This is a genomic window from Paenibacillus sp. DMB5 (assembly GCF_001517085.1).
GTDB lineage: Bacteria > Bacillota > Bacilli > Paenibacillales > Paenibacillaceae > Paenibacillus_AQ.
The window spans coordinates 13,152-36,425 of sequence record NZ_LRAC01000146.1 but is presented as its reverse complement, the minus strand read 5'-3'; the positions used below and the strand labels follow the sequence as shown (position 1 = coordinate 36,425).

18 protein-coding genes are annotated in these 23,274 nt (G+C 50.2%); all 18 read left to right on the top strand.

Annotated features, from left to right (window positions below):
- Positions 1 to 125: 125 nt before the first annotated feature.
- The 18 genes from murA (at position 126) to AWJ19_RS25235 (ending at position 23,206) form a co-directional block, all read left to right on the top strand.
- Complete coding sequence (murA, locus tag AWJ19_RS25320; RefSeq protein WP_068728023.1) at positions 126 to 1,493, top strand: UDP-N-acetylglucosamine 1-carboxyvinyltransferase; 1,368 nt, start codon at positions 126 to 128, stop codon at positions 1,491 to 1,493.
- A 162-nt stretch (positions 1,494 to 1,655) separates the two neighbouring features.
- Positions 1,656 to 1,862, top strand: a complete 207-nt coding sequence (locus AWJ19_RS36885; RefSeq protein ID WP_241781884.1) for a hypothetical protein — start codon at positions 1,656 to 1,658, stop codon at positions 1,860 to 1,862.
- A 16-nt stretch (positions 1,863 to 1,878) separates the two neighbouring features.
- Positions 1,879 to 2,847, top strand: a complete 969-nt coding sequence (gene spoIID, locus AWJ19_RS25310) for a stage II sporulation protein D (protein ID WP_241781883.1) — start codon at positions 1,879 to 1,881, stop codon at positions 2,845 to 2,847.
- Positions 2,848 to 2,907: 60 nt separating this feature from the next.
- The gene (locus AWJ19_RS25305; RefSeq protein WP_068728021.1) at positions 2,908 to 3,648 is read left to right on the top strand and encodes a M23 family metallopeptidase; all 741 of its coding nucleotides are present in this window, start codon (positions 2,908 to 2,910) and stop codon (positions 3,646 to 3,648) included.
- Between the two features lie 240 nt (positions 3,649 to 3,888).
- The gene (gene spoIIID / locus AWJ19_RS25300) at positions 3,889 to 4,176 is read left to right on the top strand and encodes a sporulation transcriptional regulator SpoIIID (protein WP_038597396.1); all 288 of its coding nucleotides are present in this window, start codon (positions 3,889 to 3,891) and stop codon (positions 4,174 to 4,176) included.
- Positions 4,177 to 4,360: 184 nt separating this feature from the next.
- Positions 4,361 to 5,359 carry a rod shape-determining protein gene (locus tag AWJ19_RS25295; protein WP_167360634.1) on the top strand — a complete coding sequence of 333 codons (999 nt, stop codon included), beginning with the start codon at positions 4,361 to 4,363 and terminating at the stop codon, positions 5,357 to 5,359.
- 49 nt (positions 5,360 to 5,408) lie between these two features.
- Positions 5,409 to 6,284: a flagellar hook-basal body protein gene (locus AWJ19_RS25290; protein ID WP_068728019.1), complete on the top strand. Its 876-nt coding sequence runs from the start codon at positions 5,409 to 5,411 to the stop codon at positions 6,282 to 6,284.
- 126 nt (positions 6,285 to 6,410) lie between these two features.
- The gene (locus tag AWJ19_RS25285) at positions 6,411 to 7,232 is read left to right on the top strand and encodes a flagellar hook-basal body protein (protein ID WP_068728018.1); all 822 of its coding nucleotides are present in this window, start codon (positions 6,411 to 6,413) and stop codon (positions 7,230 to 7,232) included.
- An 8-nt stretch (positions 7,233 to 7,240) separates the two neighbouring features.
- The gene (locus AWJ19_RS25280) at positions 7,241 to 7,471 is read left to right on the top strand and encodes a DNA-directed RNA polymerase subunit beta (RefSeq protein ID WP_068728017.1); all 231 of its coding nucleotides are present in this window, start codon (positions 7,241 to 7,243) and stop codon (positions 7,469 to 7,471) included.
- Positions 7,472 to 7,829: 358 nt separating this feature from the next.
- Positions 7,830 to 8,252 (top strand): 3-hydroxyacyl-ACP dehydratase FabZ, encoded by a 423-nt coding sequence (gene fabZ, locus AWJ19_RS25275; protein ID WP_068728016.1) that lies wholly within the window; start codon positions 7,830 to 7,832, stop codon positions 8,250 to 8,252.
- Positions 8,253 to 8,299: 47 nt separating this feature from the next.
- Positions 8,300 to 10,018, top strand: coding sequence for a phospho-sugar mutase (locus tag AWJ19_RS25270; protein ID WP_068728015.1), 1,719 nt, complete (start codon positions 8,300 to 8,302; stop codon positions 10,016 to 10,018).
- A gap of 68 nt (positions 10,019 to 10,086) precedes the next feature.
- Entirely contained in the window at positions 10,087 to 12,162 is a 2,076-nt protein-coding gene (locus AWJ19_RS25265; protein ID WP_068728014.1) for a DUF5693 family protein, read from the top strand.
- The gene (csaB, locus tag AWJ19_RS25260; protein ID WP_068728013.1) at positions 12,135 to 13,274 is read left to right on the top strand and encodes a polysaccharide pyruvyl transferase CsaB; all 1,140 of its coding nucleotides are present in this window, start codon (positions 12,135 to 12,137) and stop codon (positions 13,272 to 13,274) included. The genes AWJ19_RS25265 and csaB overlap by 28 nt, the downstream gene beginning before the upstream one ends.
- A gap of 6 nt (positions 13,275 to 13,280) precedes the next feature.
- The gene (locus AWJ19_RS25255) at positions 13,281 to 14,036 is read left to right on the top strand and encodes a WecB/TagA/CpsF family glycosyltransferase (RefSeq protein WP_068728012.1); all 756 of its coding nucleotides are present in this window, start codon (positions 13,281 to 13,283) and stop codon (positions 14,034 to 14,036) included.
- A 116-nt stretch (positions 14,037 to 14,152) separates the two neighbouring features.
- Entirely contained in the window at positions 14,153 to 15,280 is a 1,128-nt protein-coding gene (locus AWJ19_RS25250; protein ID WP_068728011.1) for an MraY family glycosyltransferase, read from the top strand.
- A gap of 161 nt (positions 15,281 to 15,441) precedes the next feature.
- Positions 15,442 to 19,323, top strand: coding sequence for an S-layer homology domain-containing protein (locus tag AWJ19_RS25245; protein ID WP_068728010.1), 3,882 nt, complete (start codon positions 15,442 to 15,444; stop codon positions 19,321 to 19,323).
- A 193-nt stretch (positions 19,324 to 19,516) separates the two neighbouring features.
- Complete coding sequence (locus tag AWJ19_RS25240) at positions 19,517 to 19,858, top strand: hypothetical protein (protein ID WP_068728009.1); 342 nt, start codon at positions 19,517 to 19,519, stop codon at positions 19,856 to 19,858.
- Between the two features lie 510 nt (positions 19,859 to 20,368).
- Entirely contained in the window at positions 20,369 to 23,206 is a 2,838-nt protein-coding gene (locus AWJ19_RS25235; RefSeq protein WP_157890089.1) for an Ig-like domain-containing protein, read from the top strand.
- The last annotated feature ends 68 nt before the right edge of the window (positions 23,207 to 23,274 follow it).

The following is a 23,274-nucleotide window of genomic DNA, read 5'->3' as shown; positions in this document are numbered from 1 at the left end:
TCAACACTGATGTTTAAGGAACGTGCCCGCACATCGGGCGCACTGACGGAATATCCGATATTTTAACAGATGCATCTTACCTTCAAAATTAATTTCAGAAATAATGGACGCGGAGGGAAACCGAAATGAGCAAATTTATCGTCCGCGGTGGCAACAGATTGACCGGGAGCGTGAAAGTTAGCGGCGCAAAAAATTCCGTACTACCGATCATAGCCGCCTCTCTATTGGCAGAAGAAGGAGTCAGCGTTATTGTGGACGCTCCTCCGCTTGACGATGTAATGACGATCAGCAAAGTGCTGGAATCTCTGGGTGCGGGCGTTACATACCAGAACGATATCATCGAGGTAGATGCCAGAAGCATATCCTCCTGTGAAGCGCCTTATGAATGGGTGCGCAAAATGCGTGCATCCTTCCTAGTCATGGGCCCGCTGCTGTCCCGTATGGGGCATACCCGTATTTCACTGCCGGGGGGCTGCGCTATTGGAACAAGGCCGATTGACCAGCATCTCAAGGGCTTTGAAGCGCTGGGTGCAGAGATCAGTCTGGGCCAGGGATACATTGAAGCCAAATCTAACGGCCGTCTGCGCGGAGCCAAGGTCTATCTGGATGTGGCCAGCGTAGGGGCAACTGAGAATATAATCATGGCCGCGGCACTCGCGGAAGGTGTAACTGTAATTGAAAATGCTGCGAAGGAGCCGGAGATTGTCGATCTGGCCAACTATATTAACGGTATGGGCGGGATTGTCCGCGGTGCTGGAACAGGCGTAATCCGTATTGAAGGCGTTGAGCGTCTGCATGGCGTCAGACATCATGTCATTCCTGACCGGATTGAAGCAGGCACCTATATGGCGGCTGCAGCGATTACCGGCGGTGATGTCTATGTCGAAGGCGCTATTGCTGATCATCTCGGGCCTGTAATCGCCAAGATGGAGGAAATGGGCGTAACCATTCTTCCTGACGAGAACGGCATCCGTGTCATCAGCGACAAGCCGCTGAAGGCGGTTGATCTGAAGACTCTGCCGTATCCGGGCTTCCCGACTGATATGCAGTCACAGATGATGGCATTGCTGCTCCGCTCGGAAGGCACCTCTGTCGTTACCGAGACCGTGTTTGAGAACCGCTTCATGCATGTTGATGAATTCCACAACATGAATGCGGAAATCAAGATTGAAGGCCGTTCCGCCATCGTAACCGGCAATGCCCAGCTTGTGGGCGCCAAGGTATGCGCGACGGATCTGCGTGCAGGAGCTGCGCTTATTTTGGCGGGTCTTGTTGCCGAAGGTACTACGGAAGTCAGCGGAACCCATCATATTGACCGCGGGTATGTAAATCTGGCTGAGAAGCTGTCGGGGCTTGGTGCAGACATCTGGCGGATTTCGATGCAGGAATCAACTGCTCCAGCGGCGGCCGCAAAAGAAGAAGCCGTTAAGCCTGAAGCTTCCAAAAGTGAAGAGCTGAAGCCGCGCTTCCAGGTTCAGCCAACCTGGGTATAATTATTTTACTTTGAAATGCTCAAGACTGCTCCGCTTAGGCGGGCAGTCTTTTTTGCGGTTTTGGGGTGGTATGTGCAGGGAGCCTGCAGATTCTCTTACTCTCAAAATTAACGCTCTAGCGTTCTAGCAGCTTCCGTAAATTCATATCTATAAGAATCACCAGTGCCTACGGAAGGAGCCATAGAAGAGATGAGAGAGTTCCGCTACCTGAAACGCAGAATGAAGTTCCGGCGCGCTGCACGGCCGCGCGCTCCCAAGATCAGGCGGCTCGCCCCCGCCGCCTGGCTGGCAGCCCCGCTGCTCGCGGGGCTGCTGCTGCCGCTGGCTCTTGTCCCGCTGGCTCTTGTCCCGCTGGCGCGGGGGACATGAGCCAGCCCCTGAGGCCGTGGCGCAGGCCAGGCCTCGCCGGCGCCAGCCGGCAGCGGCTGCTGCGGAGGCCCCACAGCCGGAAGTGACCGTCTATTTGTCGCAGAGCGGACAAATAGAGACCCTGCCGCTGGAGGACTACGTCAGCGGCGTGCTGGCGGCCGAGATGCCGGCGGACTTTGAGCTCGAAGCGCTCAAAGCGCAGGCCGTGGCCGCCCGCACCTTTATCGTGCGCCGCCTGCTGGCCGGCGACCACAGCGGGGTGCCCGTTCCGGAGGCCGATGTCAGCGATACAGTAAGCCATCAGGCTTACATCTCGCAGGCGGTGCTGGAACGGAAATGGGAGCACGGCGGCAAGAGCGCCGAGCTGGCCAAACTGCGCCGCGCGGTCCTTGAGACGCGCGGGGTGATCATGACCTACAAAGGGCAGCCGATTACGGCGTCCTTCTTTGCCTCCAGCGGAGGCTATACCGAAAATTCGGAAGACTACTGGAATATGGCCGTTCCTTATCTGCGCAGCGTCGCAAGTCCCTGGGAGCTGGAGATTACACCGAACCTGGCCGTGTCGGTCAGCTTCAGCACCTCCGAGCTGCTGAGCAAGCTTGGACTGGACGCTGCTGCACTGCCTGCTTCACAGGATCTTGCTGCTTCAGGCAAAGTGAAGCCCGTATCCTCGTCCTCCTCAGCACTGCCGGCAGTAGTGCTGTCGCTGACCGCCGGCCATAGGGTTAAGGAAATATCCATTGGCGGAACCGTATTCACCGGCCGTGAGGTCCGCGAGAAGCTGGGGCTGCGCTCCAGCCAGTTCACCTGGAAGCGGCAGGGCAGTGAAGTGCTGATTACCACCTACGGCAACGGGCATGGAGTCGGCATGAGCCAGTGGGGGGCAAACGGGATGGCGAAGGAAGGGAGCACAGCCACCCAGATTCTCAAACACTACTATAGCGGAGTCCAGTTTACCCAAGTCTCAACTCTCCTGAAAAAATAACTTAAAAGATACGTATAAAAGCGAACCGCCCGGTAACACTGGTTACTGAGGTGATAAACTATGAATGAACAAGACAAAAACAAGCAAACCCATGATGAATCTCTCAAAAACAAGCAGGGAGATTCAGGCGCCAAGCCTTCTTCATGGAACAGAGCATTATCCAAACGCTGGGTATTCCCGGCAGTCTACACGGCGGCAGCGGCTCTTATCCTAACTTTGGTGTGGTTCTATCAGGATGCCGGCCAAAAGCCGCTTAATCCTGACACCGCCGCTGTAGTGTCCCAGGACGTCAGCGGTTCCGGCAATGAAGCCGGCACACCGGCTGATCCGGAAGCGCTCGAAGTTGTCGCGTCGGCAGAAAGCCTGGCCTGGCCGGTAGCCAGTCCAAGTGAAGTGCAGGTCGTTAAGCCGTTCTACGATGAGAACGGTACGGAAGAAAATCATGTGGCGGCTATGGTGCAGTACAATGATACCTTCGTGCCGAATATCGGCATTGATATCGCCCGTGAAGACAACAAAACCTTTGACGTCAAAGCTGCACTCAGCGGTGAAGTTACCCGGGTTGAAGAGGTTGCTGTATTCGGTAAAGTCGTTGAGATTACCCATCCGGGCAATCTGAAGACCGTGTATCAGAGCCTTGGCGATGTAAAAGTGAAGCAGGGCGATGAAGTCAAGCAGGGGGATACGCTGGCAACGGCGGGACGCAGTGAGATCGAGAAGGATCTCGGCAATCATGTACACTTCGAAGTGTACGAGGACGGTAAAGTTGTTAACCCGTCCGATCTGCTGGCTCAGCGCTAAATATCTGCAGGGGACAGGGGGCGTAAGCTCCCTGTTTTTTTGCGTTTACGTCATGGGGAGTAACTTTAATGCTTATTATTAGAAGTACAACTTTAGTCCTATTTTTCAAAATCATCAGGTCAAACGGTTGTCCCGGAAAGAAAATGGGCTTTCACAGGCTTGTCACGTCCTGAAAGCGCGAATATATAGGCCCGCCCCTCATATAATGTACCAAACTATCCACAGTTGGGAGGCGGGAGCGTGCACGATTACATCAAGGAACGGACGATTAAAATCGGACGCTGCATCGTGGAAACCAGGCATACGGTCCGGACTATAGCCAAAGAATTTGGCGTTTCAAAGAGCACGGTGCATAAAGATTTAACCGAACGGCTGCCGGAGATTAATCCGGATTTGGCCGATCAGGTAAAGCACATTCTCGAATATCATAAGTCGATCCGGCATCTGCGGGGGGGAGAAGCCACTAAGATCAAGTACAAAAAAACGACAGGCAAGAAACGCGAGGTTGCCGTAGCCGCAAAGCCATGATTTTTTCAGCTTTTTAAGGAATAATTAAGGTTTAGTGCATTGTATACTTCCCCTAAAGTATGGTATTTTTAAATTTGGTACTATATAGGATGAACTTAATAATGAAGCGCTTTTAACATTATTAAGTTCAAGTTCTACAACTAACTATTCTCATTTAAAATAACACTTTGGGGGCTCTTTCATTATGCTTAGCAAGGATATCGGAATCGATCTCGGCACTGCCAATGTGCTCATTCATGTAAAAGGGAGGGGAGTCGTTCTGGATGAACCCTCCGTGGTCACACTTGAAAGTGATACGAAGCGGGTCCTTGCGGTAGGTGAACAGGCACGCCGGATGGTCGGACGCACACCGGGCAATATTACAACGATCCGTCCGCTCAGGGATGGTGTTATTGCTGACTTTGCCATTACGGAAATGATGCTGAAATATTTCATCGACCGTGTGGGCGGACGTACCTGGTACTCCAAGCCCCGCATATTGATCTGTGCCCCCACAAATATTACCTCAGTTGAACAGAAATCAATCCGGGAAGCTGCCGAGCGGAGCGGAGCGAGAGATGTGTATCTGGAGGAAGAGCCCAAAGCCGCAGCGATCGGTGCAGGCATGGATATTTATCAGCCAAGCGGAAATATGGTCGTCGATATTGGCGGCGGAACGACGGATGTAGCAGTCCTGTCTATGAACGACATCGTTACCGCCTCCTCCATTAAAGTGGCGGGGGATAAATTCGACGAGGCCATTTTAAAATATATCAAACAGAAGTATAAGCTGCTTATCGGCGAACGCACTGCTGAAGATATTAAGGTTTCTATCGGTTCGGTCCGGCCAGGCGGTATGAAGGCTGAGATGGATATCAGAGGCCGGGATATGGTCAGCGGACTTCCCCAGACGCTCACTATTACCTCAGGAGAGGTAAAAGAAGCGCTGTGGGATCCGGTCTCCATGATTGTGGCGGCAGCCAAATCCGTGCTGGAGCGTACACCGCCGGAGCTTTCGGCAGATGTTATTGACCGTGGTGTGGTTCTTACCGGCGGCGGTGCGCTCCTAAACGGACTGGACGAGCTGCTCTCTGAAGAGCTGCATGTTCCGGTCTGGGTAGCCGAGGACCCGATGCACTGTGTGGTAAAGGGAACCGGTATTCTGCTGGATAATTTGGACAAAGCCGTTAAGAAAAAATTCTAGCTTGCCGATATAAGGGATAACAGCAGATTGAGGAAGGGGAATTGCCCGCATGATCAGAGGATTGTATACGGCCGCTGCCGGTATGGTGACACAGCAGCGCAGACATGATACGGCGACGCAGAACATTGCCAACTTAAATACTACGGGGTACAAGCAGGTTAATACGGTAACCCATGCCTTTCCCGATGTATTAATCTCGGCAATGAGCGGCGGTACAGCGAAGCAGGTCGGCCGCCTCAACACAGGGGTATTCGCTGAGCAGGCTGTTTCCCAATATTTGCAGGGCGATTTGATTGAAAGCGGCAAGCCGTTTGATTTTGCGCTGTCTGATGATTTGCGGCTTCCGGACCCGGCAACCGGAGCGGACATGCTGTTCGACGGATCGGGCAAGCATGTGAGCGAGGACGGCGAAGTTACCTACAAGCCGCAGGCTTTTTTTACCGTACAGGATAATGAAGGGAATAACTTATATACAAGAAACGGCAGCTTTACTGTTAACGCAGCAGGGGAAGTGCTCAGCTCCGGAGGGTTCCGGGTGCTGGATGCGGCAGGCAATCCGCTTGTGCTGACAGAGCCTATGGATAATCTTGCAGTGGACGGGCAGGGCAACCTGCTGGACCCGGCTACCGGCCTTCCTTCCGGAGCAAAGATTGGCATCAGTATCGTTACAAGACCGCAGGAGCTGGTGCGTGACGGCAATGGTGTTTTTCACGCTGATGATGCAGATGCGGCAGAGATCCGTTTTGCGGAAGACGGGGACAATCTCCTGCTGCGCCAGGGCTATATTGAAGGCTCCAATGTTGATGCTACCCAGGTAACTGTGGATATGAATGCCGCTTACCGGGCATATGAGGCCAATCAGAAGGTAATCCAGTTCTATGACACCAGCCTGCAGAAGACTGTTAATGAAGTGGGCAGAGTATAGGTCGAAGGCAAGGCGTACTAGCTTTTTTGAACATATCAGTATATATTCGGGGTCCCCGCAAAGTACCTGAGTCAGCTTCGATAATAAAGCCCCACTTTGCGGGGTTATTTTGGGAGGGAACAACCTGTGAACAATTCGACGATCGGTGCGGGCGTCTCTATGTCCAGTCTTCAGCAGCGCCTGGATATTATTGCGGACAATATCGCAAACATGAATACGAATGGATATAAGAGCAAGGAAGGGTCATTTGAGGATGTCCTGACCCGTGTCCAGCAGCAGTCTAAGGATTATGAGCAGCCTGGCCGCAGTATGCCGCTCGGCTTCAATATCGGGTTCGGGGTACGTGTATCCACAGTAACCAGCAATTGGGAGGAAGGGCCGCTGCAGGAGACCGGCAACCCTACAGATCTCGCGCTGCAGGGAAACGGGCTGTTCGGCGTGCAGGTTAACGGGGACACGGCTTATACGCGTCAAGGGAATTTCCATTTCACTCCTGTTCCGGCGGATGCCCAGCAGATGATGCTGGTGGACAGTACAGGCAATCCGGTGCTGAACACAGAGGGAAACCCGCTCAGGGTTCCGGCAAATGTCAGTGCAGCGATAGATGAGAAGGGACGGGTACTTACCAAAACCGGCGAGAATGAACCTGTGCAGTTAGCGGGCACAATAATGATTGTTGAGCCGCTCAGCAAGACGGCTTTGCAGGCTGTAGACGGTAATTTTTATGTGCTTCCTGATGGTGTAACGGAAGGGCAGGCCTTTCTCCAGCGGCAGCCTGGTGAAGAGACGGCATTCGGCGTGCGATCCGGATATCTGGAGCAGTCCAATGTGGATTTAAGCAAGGAAATGAAGGAGCTTATGCAGCTTCAGCGCACTTACCAGCTGGCTGCCCGTGCGATTTCCTCCAGTGACCAGATGCTTGGCCTGGCCAATAATATGCGCGGGTAGGTGAAGGAATGAGTGCTCAGAACAAACCAAAGCCTGAAGAGGACAAGCAGCAGCCGGTCAAACGGGGCGGCGTATCCAAATGGACCATTATCCAGTGGTTTCTGATTCCTCTCCTGCTGATCGCTGCGCTCGCCGGCGGGCTGGTTGCAGGATATGTCATTATCGGCAAACGGGAACTCAGTGATGTACTCCAGTGGAGCACATGGAAGCATGTCTATGATCTGGTCTTTGCACCTTAATTTATGCGTTGTTTTGAAACTCCCTTGTTGTACAGGGGAGTTTTCTTTTTTATACTGGAAAATGTATAATGAGTGGGGACTAAGGGACAAGCGGACCCTTAACAGGGGAGCTGTTCAGAAGCTTTGCGGAGACTGCGGATCTAAACCTTCCGCAATCCAAAAAGGGCCCTCTCCGTCATGCTGCCGCGTGCGGCGGAGAAAGCCCCTTATCTTAACCTCCACTGCTGCAGGTGGTGAAGGATAATTATAGTTTTTACCGGAGTAGTCCAACTTTATGCAGGGTTCGGCAAGATTACAGCTGCAGCCTGCCGGAGGACTGCCCAATGACGCGGTTAAATCCGAAAGGAGCTTTGCTTAAATGCTGAATATCAATGAAATCCAGGAAATAATCCCCCACCGGCCCCCATTTCTGCTGGTGGACAAAATTATCGAAATTGAAATGGGCAAACGGGCTGTAGGCATCAAGAACGTAACGGTAAACGAGCCGTTTTTTGCAGGCCATTTCCCGGGTTATCCGGTTATGCCGGGTGTGCTGATTACTGAAGCGCTGGCCCAGGTTGGTGCAGTAGCTATTCTCGGGGTTGAAGCCAACCGCGGGAAAATCGGTTTTCTGGCAGGGCTGGACGGCTTCCGCTTCCGCGGCCAGGTTGTACCGGGGGATACGCTTACCCTTGAGGTAGAAATCACGAGACTTAAAGGCAGCATCGGAAAAGGCCAGGCTACCGCTAAGGTGGACGGCAAGGTTGTGGCTTCCGGCGAAATTATGTTCGCGCTCAGCTAATCCCAGTTATACTACCCTAAATTATAGATGGAGAAGGAGAGATTCATATGACTCAATTAAGCCCGAAAGCCGCAGAAACATTAAGCCGCTGGCTGCAGGACCCTTCCGTTGACGAGAACACCAAACAAGAGCTGAACCTTCTGGCGGACGATCCGCAGGAGCTGGAAGAACGCTTTTACAGAGATCTGGAATTCGGTACAGGCGGTCTCCGCGGAGTAATCGGCGCCGGCAGCAACCGCATGAACCGTTATACTGTGGGCAGAGCTACTCAAGGCTTCGCCAACTATATTCTTGAAAATCATAAGGGCGAAGGCCGGCCATCCGTCGTAATCGCACACGATTCACGCCGGTTCTCACCTGAATTCACTCTGGAAGCAGCGCTTGTTCTGGCCGGTAACGGGATTGAGGCTCACTTGTTCCCTTCCCTGCGCTCTACGCCGCAGCTGAGCTTTACTGTACGTCATTTGAAGGCTTCAGGAGGCGTAGTTATTACTGCGAGCCATAACCCTCCTGAATATAACGGCTATAAGGTGTACAATGCCGACGGCGGACAGCTTGTACCGGACGAAGCGGAAAAGGTGATTTCATACATATTGGAGGTTGATTCCTTCAATGGTGTTAAACGTCTTTCCCGTGAAGAAGCGGAGAGCCAAGGCCTGCTGCACTGGCTGGGAGAGCAAGAGGATGAGGCCTTCACAGATACAGTGGCAGCCGTCAGCGTTGCCCGTGAGGAGATTACTTCCACACTCGGCCGTGATTTCAAGATTGTATACACCCCGCTGCACGGGACAGGCAACCTGCCGGTCCGCAGCGTTTTGAAGAAAATCGGCTTCACGGAGGTACATGTTGTACCCGAGCAGGAACAGCCGGATTCCGAATTCTCAACTGTGAAATCGCCGAATCCCGAAGAGCGCGAAGCCTTCACGCTGGCGATCAAGCTGGGCGAAGAGCTTAATGCAGACCTGCTGATCGGGACAGACCCGGATGCGGACCGTATGGGAGCCGTCGTCCGTGATAATGAGGGCAATTTTGTAGTACTGTCCGGCAACCAGTCCGGCGCGCTGATGATCCATTATTACCTGAGCCGTCTGCAGGAACAGGGCAAGCTGCCTAGCAACGGTGCTGTAGTCAAAACCATTGTTACCAGTGAGATGGGAGCGGCTGTAGCTTCGCATTATGGCGCTACCGTATTCAACACGCTGACAGGCTTCAAATATATCGGGGAGAAAATGACCCAGTTCGAGCAGTCCGGTGAATATACCTATCTGTTCGGATACGAGGAAAGCTACGGATATCTGGCCGGCAACTATGCCCGCGACAAGGATGCCGTGCTTGCCTCCATGCTGATTGCCGAAGCAGGTGCTTATTATAAAGCGCAGGGCAAGACGCTGTATGATGTGCTTCAGGAGCTGTATGAACAGTTCGGCTACTTCCTGGAAAGCCTGGAATCACGCACGCTCAAGGGCAAGGACGGGGTAGCCCAGATCCAAGGGATCATGAGTGACTGGCGCAGTAATCCTCCGCAGGAAATCGCCGGAGCTTCCGTTACCGAGGTGCTCGACTATTCACTTGGCCTTAACGGGCTGCCTAAGGAAAATGTGCTCAAGTATCTGTTGTCCGATGGTTCATGGTTCTGCCTGCGCCCATCCGGCACAGAGCCGAAGATTAAAGTATACTTTGCGGTTCGCGGAGAATCGCTGCAGAATGCAAAAGACAAGGTGGCTGCCCTTACAAAGCAGGTTATGGCCCGCGTCGACGGGAAATAATAATCCTGCACGATATGAAGCTTTCTCACAGAAACGGATACTGCTCCTGACAGGACGCGCATCCGTTTCTGCTTGAGTTAGGAAGTGAAAGAGGAGGTACTTTTGGTGCACAAAAATGGCAACAATGGAATATTACTTCACGCAAGTGGTTATGGATTCTCGTAGTAATCGGTGTTCTGTCTGCTCTCCCGGTTGTCTACGACCGTCTGCAGACCGAGAAATCTTCCAAGACAGTTGAGTTTGTATTTGATTACCGTGATCTGGTGGAGGTAGCCAGCTACCGTGCTAATCCCAAGGATTACATTTCACAGCAGCTTGACCGCCTCAAGGAAGCCGGCGTTCAGAGCATGGCAATTTATGAGAGCACGCTGGAGGATTACCGCAAGGCCCGCCGTCTGATGATGTGGGGGGCAACTGATATTGCCAACCTGACTGATACTGTAATTCCCGAGAATGAGAACTATACATACGTCCTCTTTACGAGCACGGAGAATAGTTCGGTGCTCGCACCGCTGATTCAGGATGCTTTTAATGTGCTTGGCATTGACACTGAAAATTGGAGCTTCCGCGGGCAGCAGGGGCTGATTATCAAAACCCCGCTGGAAGATGCTACCCTGAAGCCGCTCCAGCCTGACCCGTTCAATCTGGAGATGCTGCATGAGAAGGGCTTCAGCGTTGTTCCGCGTCTGGTGGACTCTCTTGCCTATAATGAAGAAGCCGTTACGAAGCTGCTGGACCGCTACCAGGAGCTTGGCGTCAAACGCATACTGTTCGAAGGAGAATCGGTTAAAGGCTTCACGGATGATGCCGATACCGGTAGCCTTACCGCTTTTGCTGATCTCCTTAAGGAACGCGGGATGGGGATAGCGGCCATCGAGAATATCAAGGCCCAGCAAAAGGGCTTCGGCAAGCTGGCTTATCTGCTTGATTATAATGTGACGCGCCTGTATTCGCTTAGCGAAGGCGATTCCGGGCTGTCTCCGGAGGTCATTGCCGACAGGTTTGCCCTGGCTACCAAGGACCGCAACATCCGGATGCTGTATCTCAATACCATTCCTTCACGGGATACCACTACAGCTCAGATTAAAGATACCTTGGACAACCTGGTGACCAGCTTGAGCGGCCCTGACGGAGCCGTGCAGAAGATTGAAGATAACGGATTTACACTCGGTCAGGCTGAAGCCTTCGAGGTCGTAGATTCCTCTTACCAGCGTTACTTCAAGCTGGGGGCTGTTATAGGCGCAGTATCCATGGTAGCCCTGCTTGTGTCGTACTTCATTCCTTGGCTTACCCTGGCTGCCTGGATTCTGGGACTGGTCGGCAGTGCCGGTCTGATGTTGCTGAAGCCGCAGCTGTTTGAGCAGGCACTTGCGCTTGCAGTTGCTATTAGTGCGCCGACAGTTGCGACTGTGCTGGCTGTCCGCAAGATCAACGAGCAGGGGCCGCCGCTGCGGATTAATAAACTGACTTATGCAGTTATGAGTCCCGGACGCCGGCTGGCTCATAGCCTTGTGCTCTATATCAAGACTGCACTTATCTCGCTGAGTGCTGTGCCGTTTGTTATTGCCCTGCTTAACAATATTACTTACAGTCTGGTGCTTAACCAGTTCCGCGGCGTCAGTCTTCTGCACCTGGCTCCTATTGGACTGACCGCCTTGTATGTACTCTTATACCGCGGAGAGTTTGCCTTTAACAAGACCGGCAAGCTTCTGCGTACACCGGTTACCCTGGCCATGGTCATCGCCGCCGGTATTCTCGGTGTGCTGGGCATGTACTATTTAAGCCGTACGGGTAACAGCGGCAGCGTCAGCTCCATTGAAATGACTTTCCGTACCTTCCTGGAGAATACAGTTGGCGTGCGGCCGCGCAATAAGGAGTTCCTGCTGGCCCATCCGCTGTTTATATTGGGCGCCTTTATGGCCTATAAATACCGCAATGCCGCCTTTATTATGATTGTTGCGGTCATCGGCCAGCTGTCCATGGTGGATACTTTTGCCCATATTCATACTCCGGTGCTGATCTCATTGATCCGCGGACTTCTTGGATTAGGTCTTGGGCTTATTATTGGCCTGATTGCCGTAGCGGTCTGGCAGATTGCGGAAAGGTGTTGGAAACGATGGTCGCCACTGCTCAAAAACTTGTAATTTCCGGCTACTACGGCTTCCGCAACAGCGGAGATGAGGCTGTTCTGCAATCGATTCTGAATGCGTTGCGGAAACAGTCGCAAGCCGCCGGCATAACGATTGAACCTGTTGTATTATCCATAGACCCGGAATGGACAACCTCCACCTACGGTGTTAAGTCTGTACACCGGATGAAGCTGGGCGAGGTGCGGCAGGCCATCGCCGAAAGCGCCGGATTGATCAGCGGAGGCGGGAGTCTGCTGCAGGATGTAACCAGTCCTAAAACCATACCGTATTATCTGGGCGTCCTGAAGCTTGCCCAATGGATGGGCAAGCCGACCTTTATTTATGCCCAGGGGATCGGACCGGTTAACCGCAAGCTGTTTCACCCGCTGATTAAGTCAGTATTCCGTAAAAGCGCCTATGTGTCCGTGCGGGACGAACAGTCCCGCAGCCTGCTGGAGAGCATGGGGCTGAGTCAGAATAACATTCAGGTCGTGCCCGATCCTGTAATGGGTCTCGAGCTGCCGCAAAGAGCGGAGTCTTTGGGCGCATCCACTGCTGGGACAGCCTTTGGAATGAAGACTGTGGGGATTTCCGTCCGTTTCTGGGAGGAGTCACGGCATGAGCTGAATGCAATCGCTGAAGGGCTGCTGAAGGCCTGTGCTCAAACACCGCTTCACCTGCGTTTTCTGCCTTTTCATCATCCTATTGACAATGAAGCCTCGCGTTATGTCATGCGGAAGCTGGAAAAAGAGGCTGCTTCATTAGGAGGAAGCGTCAGTATACGTGAAGATGCGCTGCATCCGCAGCAGATGCTGCGCGAGGTTGCGGAGTGCGATGTGCTGATCGGCATGCGCCTGCACAGCCTGATTTATGCCGCCGGCAGACGGGTCCCGCTGATGGGCGTCTCCTATGATCCGAAGATCGACCACTTCCTAGAGCGCATCCATTGCAGACCTGTCGGATCGACGGGTTCATTGGAGGCAGACAAGGTTGCCGCGGAAGTTCTCCTGCTTCTTGAGCAGGGGGAAGCCTGGAAGCAGGAACGGGAATCTCTGATCGCCTCCCTGGCCCTAGAAGCTGAAGCACCTGCCCGCCGGATTGTCGAATATTTACGCCGTAAAGGATGAGTGAACGTGAAAGCAGATAGTATTTTGCCTACTGTACCGATTTTTGGTATACGTGTTTCCAAAGTCGATATGCAGGCTACAGTCTCTTATTTGACCGATGCAGTGCGTAACCGTGAGCCGCATCAGGTCATTACTGCCAATCCCATTATGGTTATGGCTGCACTGGAGAACCCTTCCTACATGGAGATTATGAAATCGGCAGAACTGGTTGTCCCTGACGGGACTGGCGTAGTGTGGGCTGCAGAGTATTGCAAGGAGCCGGTGGCTGAGCGTGTAGCGGGATTTGACCTTTTACATGAATTACTGCGTCAAGGCGAAAGCTATAACTGGAAAGTGTATCTCCTGGGTTCGACGCCTGAAGTGATTCGGGCGACCGTCTCCCGGTTACAATCTCAATATCCGCGTATCGTAATTGCCGGCTACCGCGACGGGTTCTTTGGTCCGGAAGCAGACGAAGCTGTTGTGGAAGATATTGTGAAGTCCCAGCCTGACCTGCTGTTTGTCGCCAGAGGGGCGGACAGCCAGGAGCCATGGATCGCCAAGTACAAATCACAGCTGAATATCCCTGTAATGATGGGAGTAGGCGGAAGCTTTGATGTGATCTCCGGCAAGAGCAAACGGGCGCCTGTTGCGTTCCAGAAACTGCGGGCCGAGTGGCTATATCGTCTTCTAAAAGAACCAACACGATATAAAAGAATGCTTGCGCTGCCGAAATTTGCAGTAAAAGTGCTGCGTGAGAAAGATAAAGTAACAAAAGTCTGAAAAAACGAGCTAATTTACCGGGAATATCCGAACAACAGCCTAAAAACGGAATTGGAATTTGCTTTTAGTTCAGCGTATAATTCAATGCGGTAGAGAAATGGGGGTCGACTTTTCAAATGTTAATCATATACATCGCCGGATTTATTGTGTGCATGGGACTTGCACTTCTCCTGACACCGCTAGTGAAGAGATTCGCTATCAAGATTGGTGCCACAGATGTGCCGAATGCCCGAAAGGTGCATACGAGAATTATGCCCCGCCTCGGCGGACTTGGTATTTTCCTGGCGTTTGTGTTAGGCCTGCTTGCCGTATTGCCGATTATTCCGTACGATTTTACTTCGCGGGAGACACATTTCATTCAAGCGTTGCTGTGCGGCGGTGGACTGATTGTTCTGATCGGCGGACTTGATGACCGCTTCGAGCTCTCAGCCAAAGTGAAGCTGCTGGGCCAGATTGCTGCAGCTTGCATCGTCGTTTTCGGTTTTGACATTACTGTTGATTTCGTAAACATTCCATTTAATAATACGTATTCCTCACTGGAGAGCTGGATTGCGGTACCGCTGACGATTTTCTGGATTGTCGGGGTCACCAATGCGGTTAACCTGATTGACGGCCTGGACGGGCTGGCTGCTGGAGTATCAGGTATAGCAATTGCTACAATTGCGGTTATGGCCTTCCTGATGGGCAATACAATGGTTGCGCTTCTGTGCCTGTTGCTGCTTGGCAGTATTTTAGGATTTTTGTTCTTCAACTTTCATCCCGCCAAAATCTTTATGGGTGATACAGGCTCACTGTTCCTTGGGTTCTGTCTGGCACTGCTGGCGTTGCTCGGATTCAAACAGATCGCTGTTGTATCTTTTATAACACCGCTTCTTATTATTGGAGTTCCTTTATCGGATACCTTCTTTGCAATCGTACGCCGCAAGCTGCAAAAGAAACCAATCTTTGCACCGGATAAAGGTCATCTGCATCACTGCCTGCGCGAGCTTGGATTCAGCCACCGCCAGACGGTGCTGATTATTTACGGGATCGCCGCCTTCTTTGGTGTACTGGCTGTCATTCAAACGTCTGCTTCCCTGTACGAGGCCAACTGGGTTACTTTTGTGGTGATCTGTGTGATGCTGTTCTTCCTGCAGATCGGTGCTGAAATTACCGGCGTTATCAGCAAAACCAAACGTCCGCTTATTGATTTATTCCTGAGAATGCGCCTCAAGCTTGCACCGGAGCGCAGCTCGAAATCTTAGTCTACCGCTCTTATTCAGACTTTTATTGTTAAATTAACAAAACTCATCCTTTTTTAGGATGAGTTTTTTGCTGTTCTCCCTAACAAGATAGGCGGAAACAACCGATAAAGAAAAAAGTGAAGGTCACGAAGAGAATTTTAACTCAAAGGAGAGATATACACATGCAACGCTTTAAGAGACCATTTGTCTGGGTGCTGCTTGCGGCTCTGATCGTTTCTATGTTCCCGGGCAAATATATGCCTCAGGCGGCTGCGGCGACTGCAGTCACAACTTATTTTACTCCCGATGATCAGACATTGCGCTCGACAGTAGTGCTGGATCCTAATGCTGCTGTAAACACAGCAAATGCAATCACCCGTGACAAGGTTTTTTTGACGAGTAATCAGACGCTTAATATAACTGGTGTTTATTCACAAGTAACATCCACCACTATGAAGGTTGTTGTGGAGCAGCTGTCGCAGGACAGCTTAGGCAGATGGGTAACAGATTCCACGCGTCTAACAACAGGAACAGTGACTACTGATGCCAACAGCCCTGGCAACCGCTTTACAACAAGCGGGGTGACCCTGTATTCCGGGTTTAACAAAATCACCTTCTCGGGTCTCCAGGGGAATCTGACACGTTCTGAGTCCTTCTATGTTCTGTATGACAGAGTGCCTTATGTAACATCGCTCCAGGTGCTGGGCGGTCCGGCTGCCCTCAACTTAAATGAAGGCACACAGGTAGTCGTTCCTGTATCATCGATTACACTGCAAGGTAAAGTAGCCAACGCTACAAAGGTAACCGTATCGCTTAATGGAGGAACAGCGCTTCAGACCTCTCTGCTGGAGGACGGAACCTTTTTTACTCCGGCCCTAACGCTGCAGCCGGGTCTAAGCTCACTGCAGATTATTGTACAGAATGCCTCCGACAAAATTACAATCGACCGTAATGTATACTATTTTGATACGGACCAGCCGTACGCTTCCCTGGATCTGGTTCATGCGGGCAGCAAGTACTCCCTGATTAACAATACGCCGACACTTTCTGTTGCGAATAAATTTACCGCCGGCTTGTCAGGGGAAGTTCTGCTTCCGTATAACACATCCTCATTCGGTGGGAATTCAGGTACAGGCAAGCTGATCATTAATGCAGGTACAACAAGTGAAGTTGCCATCAGAACCATTACGACTACTCAAGAGCAGACTATTCCGGGTCCTGACGGTATTACGCCGGCATACAAGCTGGTGAAGTTCACAACCTCGGAGGATGTTCCGATTGCTACTGGCAGCAATGACTTTACACTGACTGTAAGATTCGGCAACTATACCGCATCCCTTGTGAAATCTTATTACTATGTTCCCGGAGAAACGGTTATTGATAATATCTACTACCTTCCGGATTATGCAACAGGCAAAAGCATCGCTGATGTGTCCAAGCTTCCGCTGAACGGACAACAGATGGAGAAAGATAACTTTTACATCCTGGTAGAGACGAATGTTGAGCCTACAGGCGCTTTAAGCGCGATGTATCTGCCGTTGAGTACCAAAGGCCTGGCGCTTGAGAAAATTGCTGCAACCGGGCTTGATGCTGATGGTACCCAGCAGGTGTACAGAATTACCGGTTTCTCGAACGGCCAGCAGAAAGTACAGTTTAAATATGGTACATCCAATTCGGTGTACAATGTAAATATTTCCTATGTATCGAAGAACTATATCTATGTCAGCAATTTGCAGGACGGCCAGACAATCGAGTATAACTCCAATACAACCTCAAGCATTACTGTAGAGGGAGAATATATCGGCTTTGAAAATATCTCCGGAGCCCAGTTCCAGATTAACGGCAGGGACAGCTCATCATGGGATCCGGCATCAAATCCGCAGTTTAAAGTCACCATGCAGGCACCTAAATTCAAAGTCACCCTGAAGATCGATCAGGCCGGTCCGCTGGTATACGGGGAAAATACATTGATGTTTACGGGGATTTCCATGGACTCCTCCGGCAACCAGCGTGTGATTACCAAAGAGCTGCGTATCTATATTATTGATACAAACGTATCCAATCTGACGCAGTTTCATCCGGTACTGGTAACGAACCGTCCGGCATTCGAGACGGATTCCCGTACGAATGATGCCAAGCGCAATGCGATTCTGACTCTTCCGGCAGAGATCACATACACTGACGGCAAGTATGTAACCACCAAGGATAATTATGATCTGGTCCTGCAAGGCGGGGGAGCTACCACTCTTAATCTTTACAGGGGCTCTGATATGGTCTTTAGTTCTGTTGGCAATGCCACTATGCTCAAAGAAAACAGCAAAGATGATTTTACATCACCAGGAACCTACGGTTCAGTAATCTATGATTATGTTGGAACAACCAAGGACTTTCTGCTGCGGATCCGCGATCTGAAGTTCGATGCTCCAGGAAGCCATGTTTACACGCTGGAGCTGATCAATAAGACTGGTGCGAGAACGACGCAAAGAATTGAAATTGTCCGTGAAGTGCTGCCTTACCGTATTCTGGCTCCAGTAGCCACTGTCGGAAACCAGATTGTTGTAAACAAAAACTTCGTACGGTTTGATATTGAAGCTGAGGGCGCAACGAAGGTTATGATCGACAAGTATGAAGCTGTGCCCCGTTCTGACCTGGCTAACCGTTTTACCTACGACTTTGTAGGGCTTAAACCGGATAAGGCAACAACGATTAAGATTCAGATTGTACGTAAGGATTCAACCCTTAATGATACAGTAACGGTTTATTACGCCAGTGCAGTGCAGATTGATACGCAGTACATGGCTGAGAAGGTAGCAACAAAGTATAGTGTTTTCAACAAGCAATTGGAGCTCAATTTCCCTAAAGGCACATTGATGAAGGGATTTACCAGCTCAGGAGCAGCGAAGTATTATCCTGACACCAAGCTGCTGTTCGGGATTGCCGACCCTAATGACGGGGTTGTAGAGCGTACCAACGATTACGGCAACATCATTAATGTCAGCCCGGTAGATGAAAGATTTGTAGGAGTTCAGAAGCAGCTCGTCATTCTGCAGGAGCTGGTTCTCCGGTTCACCTCATCAGCGACCAACAGTAACTTTTCCAGAGTATCGGATATTTACTGGTTAAGCGGTGGTCTGGGTGAGGTAGGCACCAAGGGAAGCAGCAGTTATGTGCCTGCATCTAACGGGGTTGCCCCATATTCCATCGAGGGTAATTTCACGCAGATCAGCCAGTCCCGCAAAATCATACCTTCCCAGCGCGGGGAGCTGACGCTCAGCTTTAGTCCAAACGTGGTGGATGAGGTCGGTTCGACCGTTACAGTGTTCCGTTACACGGACGCGGGCAAATGGGAGAACATCGGCGGGGAAGTCGATACCAAGAATCATACCGTAACCGTTCCTTTTGATGAGTTCGGCTACTACACTGTTATGAAACTGCGCCGCGGGTTTACGGATATTACAAATCACCCGTGGGCAAGAAATATTCTGAACGGCCTTTATTCCAAAGGCATTATGACCAACCTGCGCGCCGACGCCTTCGGGGCAGATGATACAACAACCCGCGGCGAATTCGCTACACTGCTGGTTACCGGTCTTAATATTCCGCTTGATTATGATACCAACAAGCAGACCTTCTTCGATATCGTGCCGGAAGCAGTATCTACAACCTGGAACTTTAAGAGTATAGAGACTGCGGCAAGAGCGGGGATTATCACGGGCTTGAGCGACGGATTCTTTGGTCCGGACCAGGCGCTCACCAGAGAGCAGGCGGCGGTAATGATTGCCCGGGCGCTCAAACTCAAAATGTCAGCCAATGATGCCAAGCTGCTGGCCAGCCTCAACAAATCATTTGTCGACTCAGGCAGCATGGATTTCTACTCCCGTCCGGCGATCGAAGCCGTATCCAAGGCAAAGATTATGGAGGGCAGTGCAGTTACTGTTACCGGTCAGACCAAGCCGGTATACAATTTTAATCCCAAGGGCAAGCTAACCAGAGCGGAAGCCGGCAAAATTGCGGTAGCCCTATTGCAGAAGAGCACCAGCATCTTCCCTAAAACCTTCAATTAATTAAGTACCGCCGGGCTGCGACAACTGTTCGCGGCCGGTTATTTTGTGGAGAAGAGGTTATACTTTATTTAATGAATGTATGTCCGCCTGTTTGAAGGAATTTACATACCGCCGACATTAACTTTGTAATCTGCACTGTTTTACGTTACAATAACTTAGAAAATAATTTTTTTCTGAAAGGTGAAAGCCATCGATGAAACCGATTTTATCTAAAGCGCAACTGGATTACACGAAAGCAAAGAACCTGTTTGAGAATAGAGCTAAAGTTTTGGAAAAGGAAATTGCCGCAAAGCGCGCACTGCAGGAGATTACACAGGAAGTAATGGAAGAGCTTGTGCAGGCTACCGGATTCCATGATGCATACAATGATCTTGTTATCGCGGAGAATGCTTTGATTGAATGGTCCCATACAACAATTAAACATGAGAAGGCCTACCGCGAGAACCGCTCAGCCATCGATGCGATGTATGAGAATGTAAATTCCAGCCCGGAGAAGCGCCAGGAATTGATTCAGCTATCCATGAAAATCCGTTAGGATATGTTTATAGAAGGAAAGCGCCGCAAGCGGCGCTTTTTTTATTGGCAGTCGCCAGTATTTGGGTTCAAAAAAGGGGAATTATGTTTATTTACTTAACAAATATTGCTTAATGACGTTGTGAAAGGCGCTATGCTATACTAATTCCCGTAGCTGCCCAAGATTAACAATAGTTAGTAGAAGATACAAAAGTATCTTCTAACGGGTCGGGAAGCACCTCACATAATTTTTTGAAAAAACTTTTGAACCAAGCGCAACTTTTTAAAAACTTCTGCGTTTAAGATGTAGAGTCAATTACACCAGGCATACGCCCAGTACCTTGAAGGGTTAAGGTGATGCCGTATGGAAAAATTAACTTTACGTGACTTGAGGCACATTGTATAATACTTAGGTAGAATTAGGAATCTAGTATTAGTCTGCCTTAAACCTGTTTACAAGTTTCTGTGATACCCGTCACAGACATTATTTATACTTAACATGCTCAACTCGGGAAAGGGGGTGCATCGGCTAATGAGTGACATGAGCTACCCAACTAAAGAAAATTCTCAGTTCATGAATGTCCAAGGAGGAGAAAAAAAGGTTATGAAGAAAATTTTATCCGTAGCATTATCTACAGCAATGGCATTCTCGATGTTTGCCTCTGTAGCATTTGGTGAAACTGCAACAACTCCACAAGCTAAATTCGACGCTTTGGCTGCTAAAGGTATCCTGAACGGTTACCCAGACGGTCAAGCTCATCTTGAAAAAGATCTGACTCGCGCTGAGTTCGCTAAGATCGTTACTAAACTGTTCGGTCTTACTGAAGTAACTGGTAAGCTGTCTTACAAAGACAAAGGCTACACAGCTACTAACTGGGCAGTTCCTTACATCGAAGCTGTTACTGCAGCTAACCTGATGCAAGGTAAAGATACTGTTAAAGGTATCTTCGACTACAACGGTAAAGTAACAGTAGAAGAAGTTGCGGCTGTATTGTTCCGCGCTCTGAAACTGGAAACTCCAGCTACAACTGATAACTCCGCATCCGCATGGGCTAAAGGCTATGCTCAAGCAGTTATCAACGCTGGCCTGGTTGCTCAAGGCACCAACTTCAAAGCTAACGCTACTCGTTCTTTGGTAGTAGAAGCAGCTTATGCAGTTGACAACCTGACTAAAGTTCCAACTGTAGCATCCGCTGAAGCGCTGAGCCCAACTAGCGTATTCGTTACTTTCTCTGACAAAACTACTACAACTGTAACTTTGACAACTGCTCTTGTAGCAGGCGTTGAAACTACAATTAACTTCAAGAACAACGGTCACGACTACACTGCTAAAGTAACTCTGGCAGCTCCTAAGGTTGTTTCCGTAACTACTCCAAACAGCAAACAGCTGGTTGTAAAATTCAATCGTTCGATTGATTCCGCAACAATCGCTGAAACTAAAGACAACGTGACTACTCTGGTTGACGGTGTTATCACTGTAACTAACCTGAGTGATGCTCTTGTCGTAACTCCTAACACTGCTAATGTAGTGCTGGGCGCTGACGGTACAGAAGCAACTATCACATTTGCTGGAGACCAGTACCTGAAAGGTCAGTACGGTGTTACTACAACTGACGCAATCAAGACTACTGCCGGTGAAAAGGTAACAGCATTCACACAACTGGTAACAGTTAGTGATACTACTGCTCCTTCCATCGTTTCCGTAAGTGCTATTGCTAAAGCAACTACTAACAAAGTAACTGTTAAACTGAGCGAGCCAGTTAAGGCGCTTGGAACAATTGCTTATGTTAATGGTGCTGCTGTAACTGCAGCAGCTGGTGATACTCTGGATACTCTGGTATTGACTACCGGAACTCTGGAAACTGGCAAAACTTACGATGTATCCCTGCTGAACGTAGCTGATTTCGCTGGAAACTACATCTCCCCGAACCCAACTAAGACTACTGTAACTGTAGTGGCTGATACTGCTGCTCCTACTATTACAAGTGCGACAGTTACCGGCGAGAACAAAGTTAAAGTTGTATTCAGCAAAGATATGGATCAGCTGTCTCTGAACGGTTCCATCCGTCTGTTGGATGCTAACGGCGAAAGCAAAGGTGCATTCGTAGTTTCCAAAACTGATTCCAAAACTTACACACTGACAGCTCCAGCGTTCACATTCCCAAGCAGCAACACTTTCAACGGTACAATTGTATTCGGAACAAGTGTTCGCGACGCTCTGGGTAACACACTGGCAAGCAGTGTTTCCCAAGCTGTAACATTCACTAAGGATGCTGTTGCTCCAACAGTTGTAAGTGCAACTTACACTAGCACAGGTCTTGTTGTGAAATTCTCTGAAGATGTAACTGTAGCCGGATCCCAGATCACTCTGATCAACGATGCTAACGGCTTCGCTACTAATGTTCCTGTAACTGCAGCTACTTACTCTGTGAGCGGTGCATCTGTAACGTTCAAGAACGTAACTGGCCTTGCTGCTGGAACTTACACACTGCGTCTGCCAGCTGGTTTGGTTAAGGATACTGCTTCTGCTCCAAACAGCAGCGCAGCAGTTGTTACAACTGTAACTGTATCTGCTTCCACAACTACTGACACTGACAGACCTACTGTATCCGCTGGTAACGGCGTAACTGTAGGAGCTACTACAGCACCTAACGGTTCTGACCAAGTTGTAACGTTCAACGTTTACGATGCAACTGGCCTTAACGTAGCGACTGTTCGCGATGTAAACAACTACACACTGGGTGGTAAAGCACTGGCTGCCGGTTCTTACATCACTACTAACTACTCCGGAACTGGTAACCCAACTAGCCTGGTAGCATCCCTGTACATTCCGTCTTCTTCGATCTCTTCTTCCGATGCTCAACAGCTCGTAATTAGCGGAATCAAAGATACTTCCGGAAATACAGTAGTTCCTTACCCTATCTCGGTTATCGGCTTCGTAGATAAAGTGGCTCCTACACTTGCATCTGCTGCTGTATCCGCTGATGTTTCTTCCAGACTGATCCTGACCTTCTCCGAGCCAGTTAACGGAGTAGACGCTGGTGATCTGAAGGTAGTAGTTAACGGTGTAACTGTAACTGCAGCTTCCGTACAACCGCTGACTGGAACAGCTCCAAGCACTAAGTGGAGCCTGACTCTGCCAGTATCGCACGGATCTTACAATAACAATGATGTAGTGTACGTAGAAAACGGCAAAGAAGCAGGAATCCAGGCTGACGAAATTATCGCTTACACTGGCGATACTGCTGCTAACCTGAACCTGTCTGCAAGCTACGTTTACACAATTGTTGTATCTGTTAACGGCAACGCAACTATCGTTGATGCTGCTGGTAACCAAATCGTTAAAGACACTACAGTTAACGGTAAATAATTAGCTTCTCGGTTATACCGAAGCACAGAATAGCCTCTTCGGAGGCTATTCTTTTTTTATATACAAAA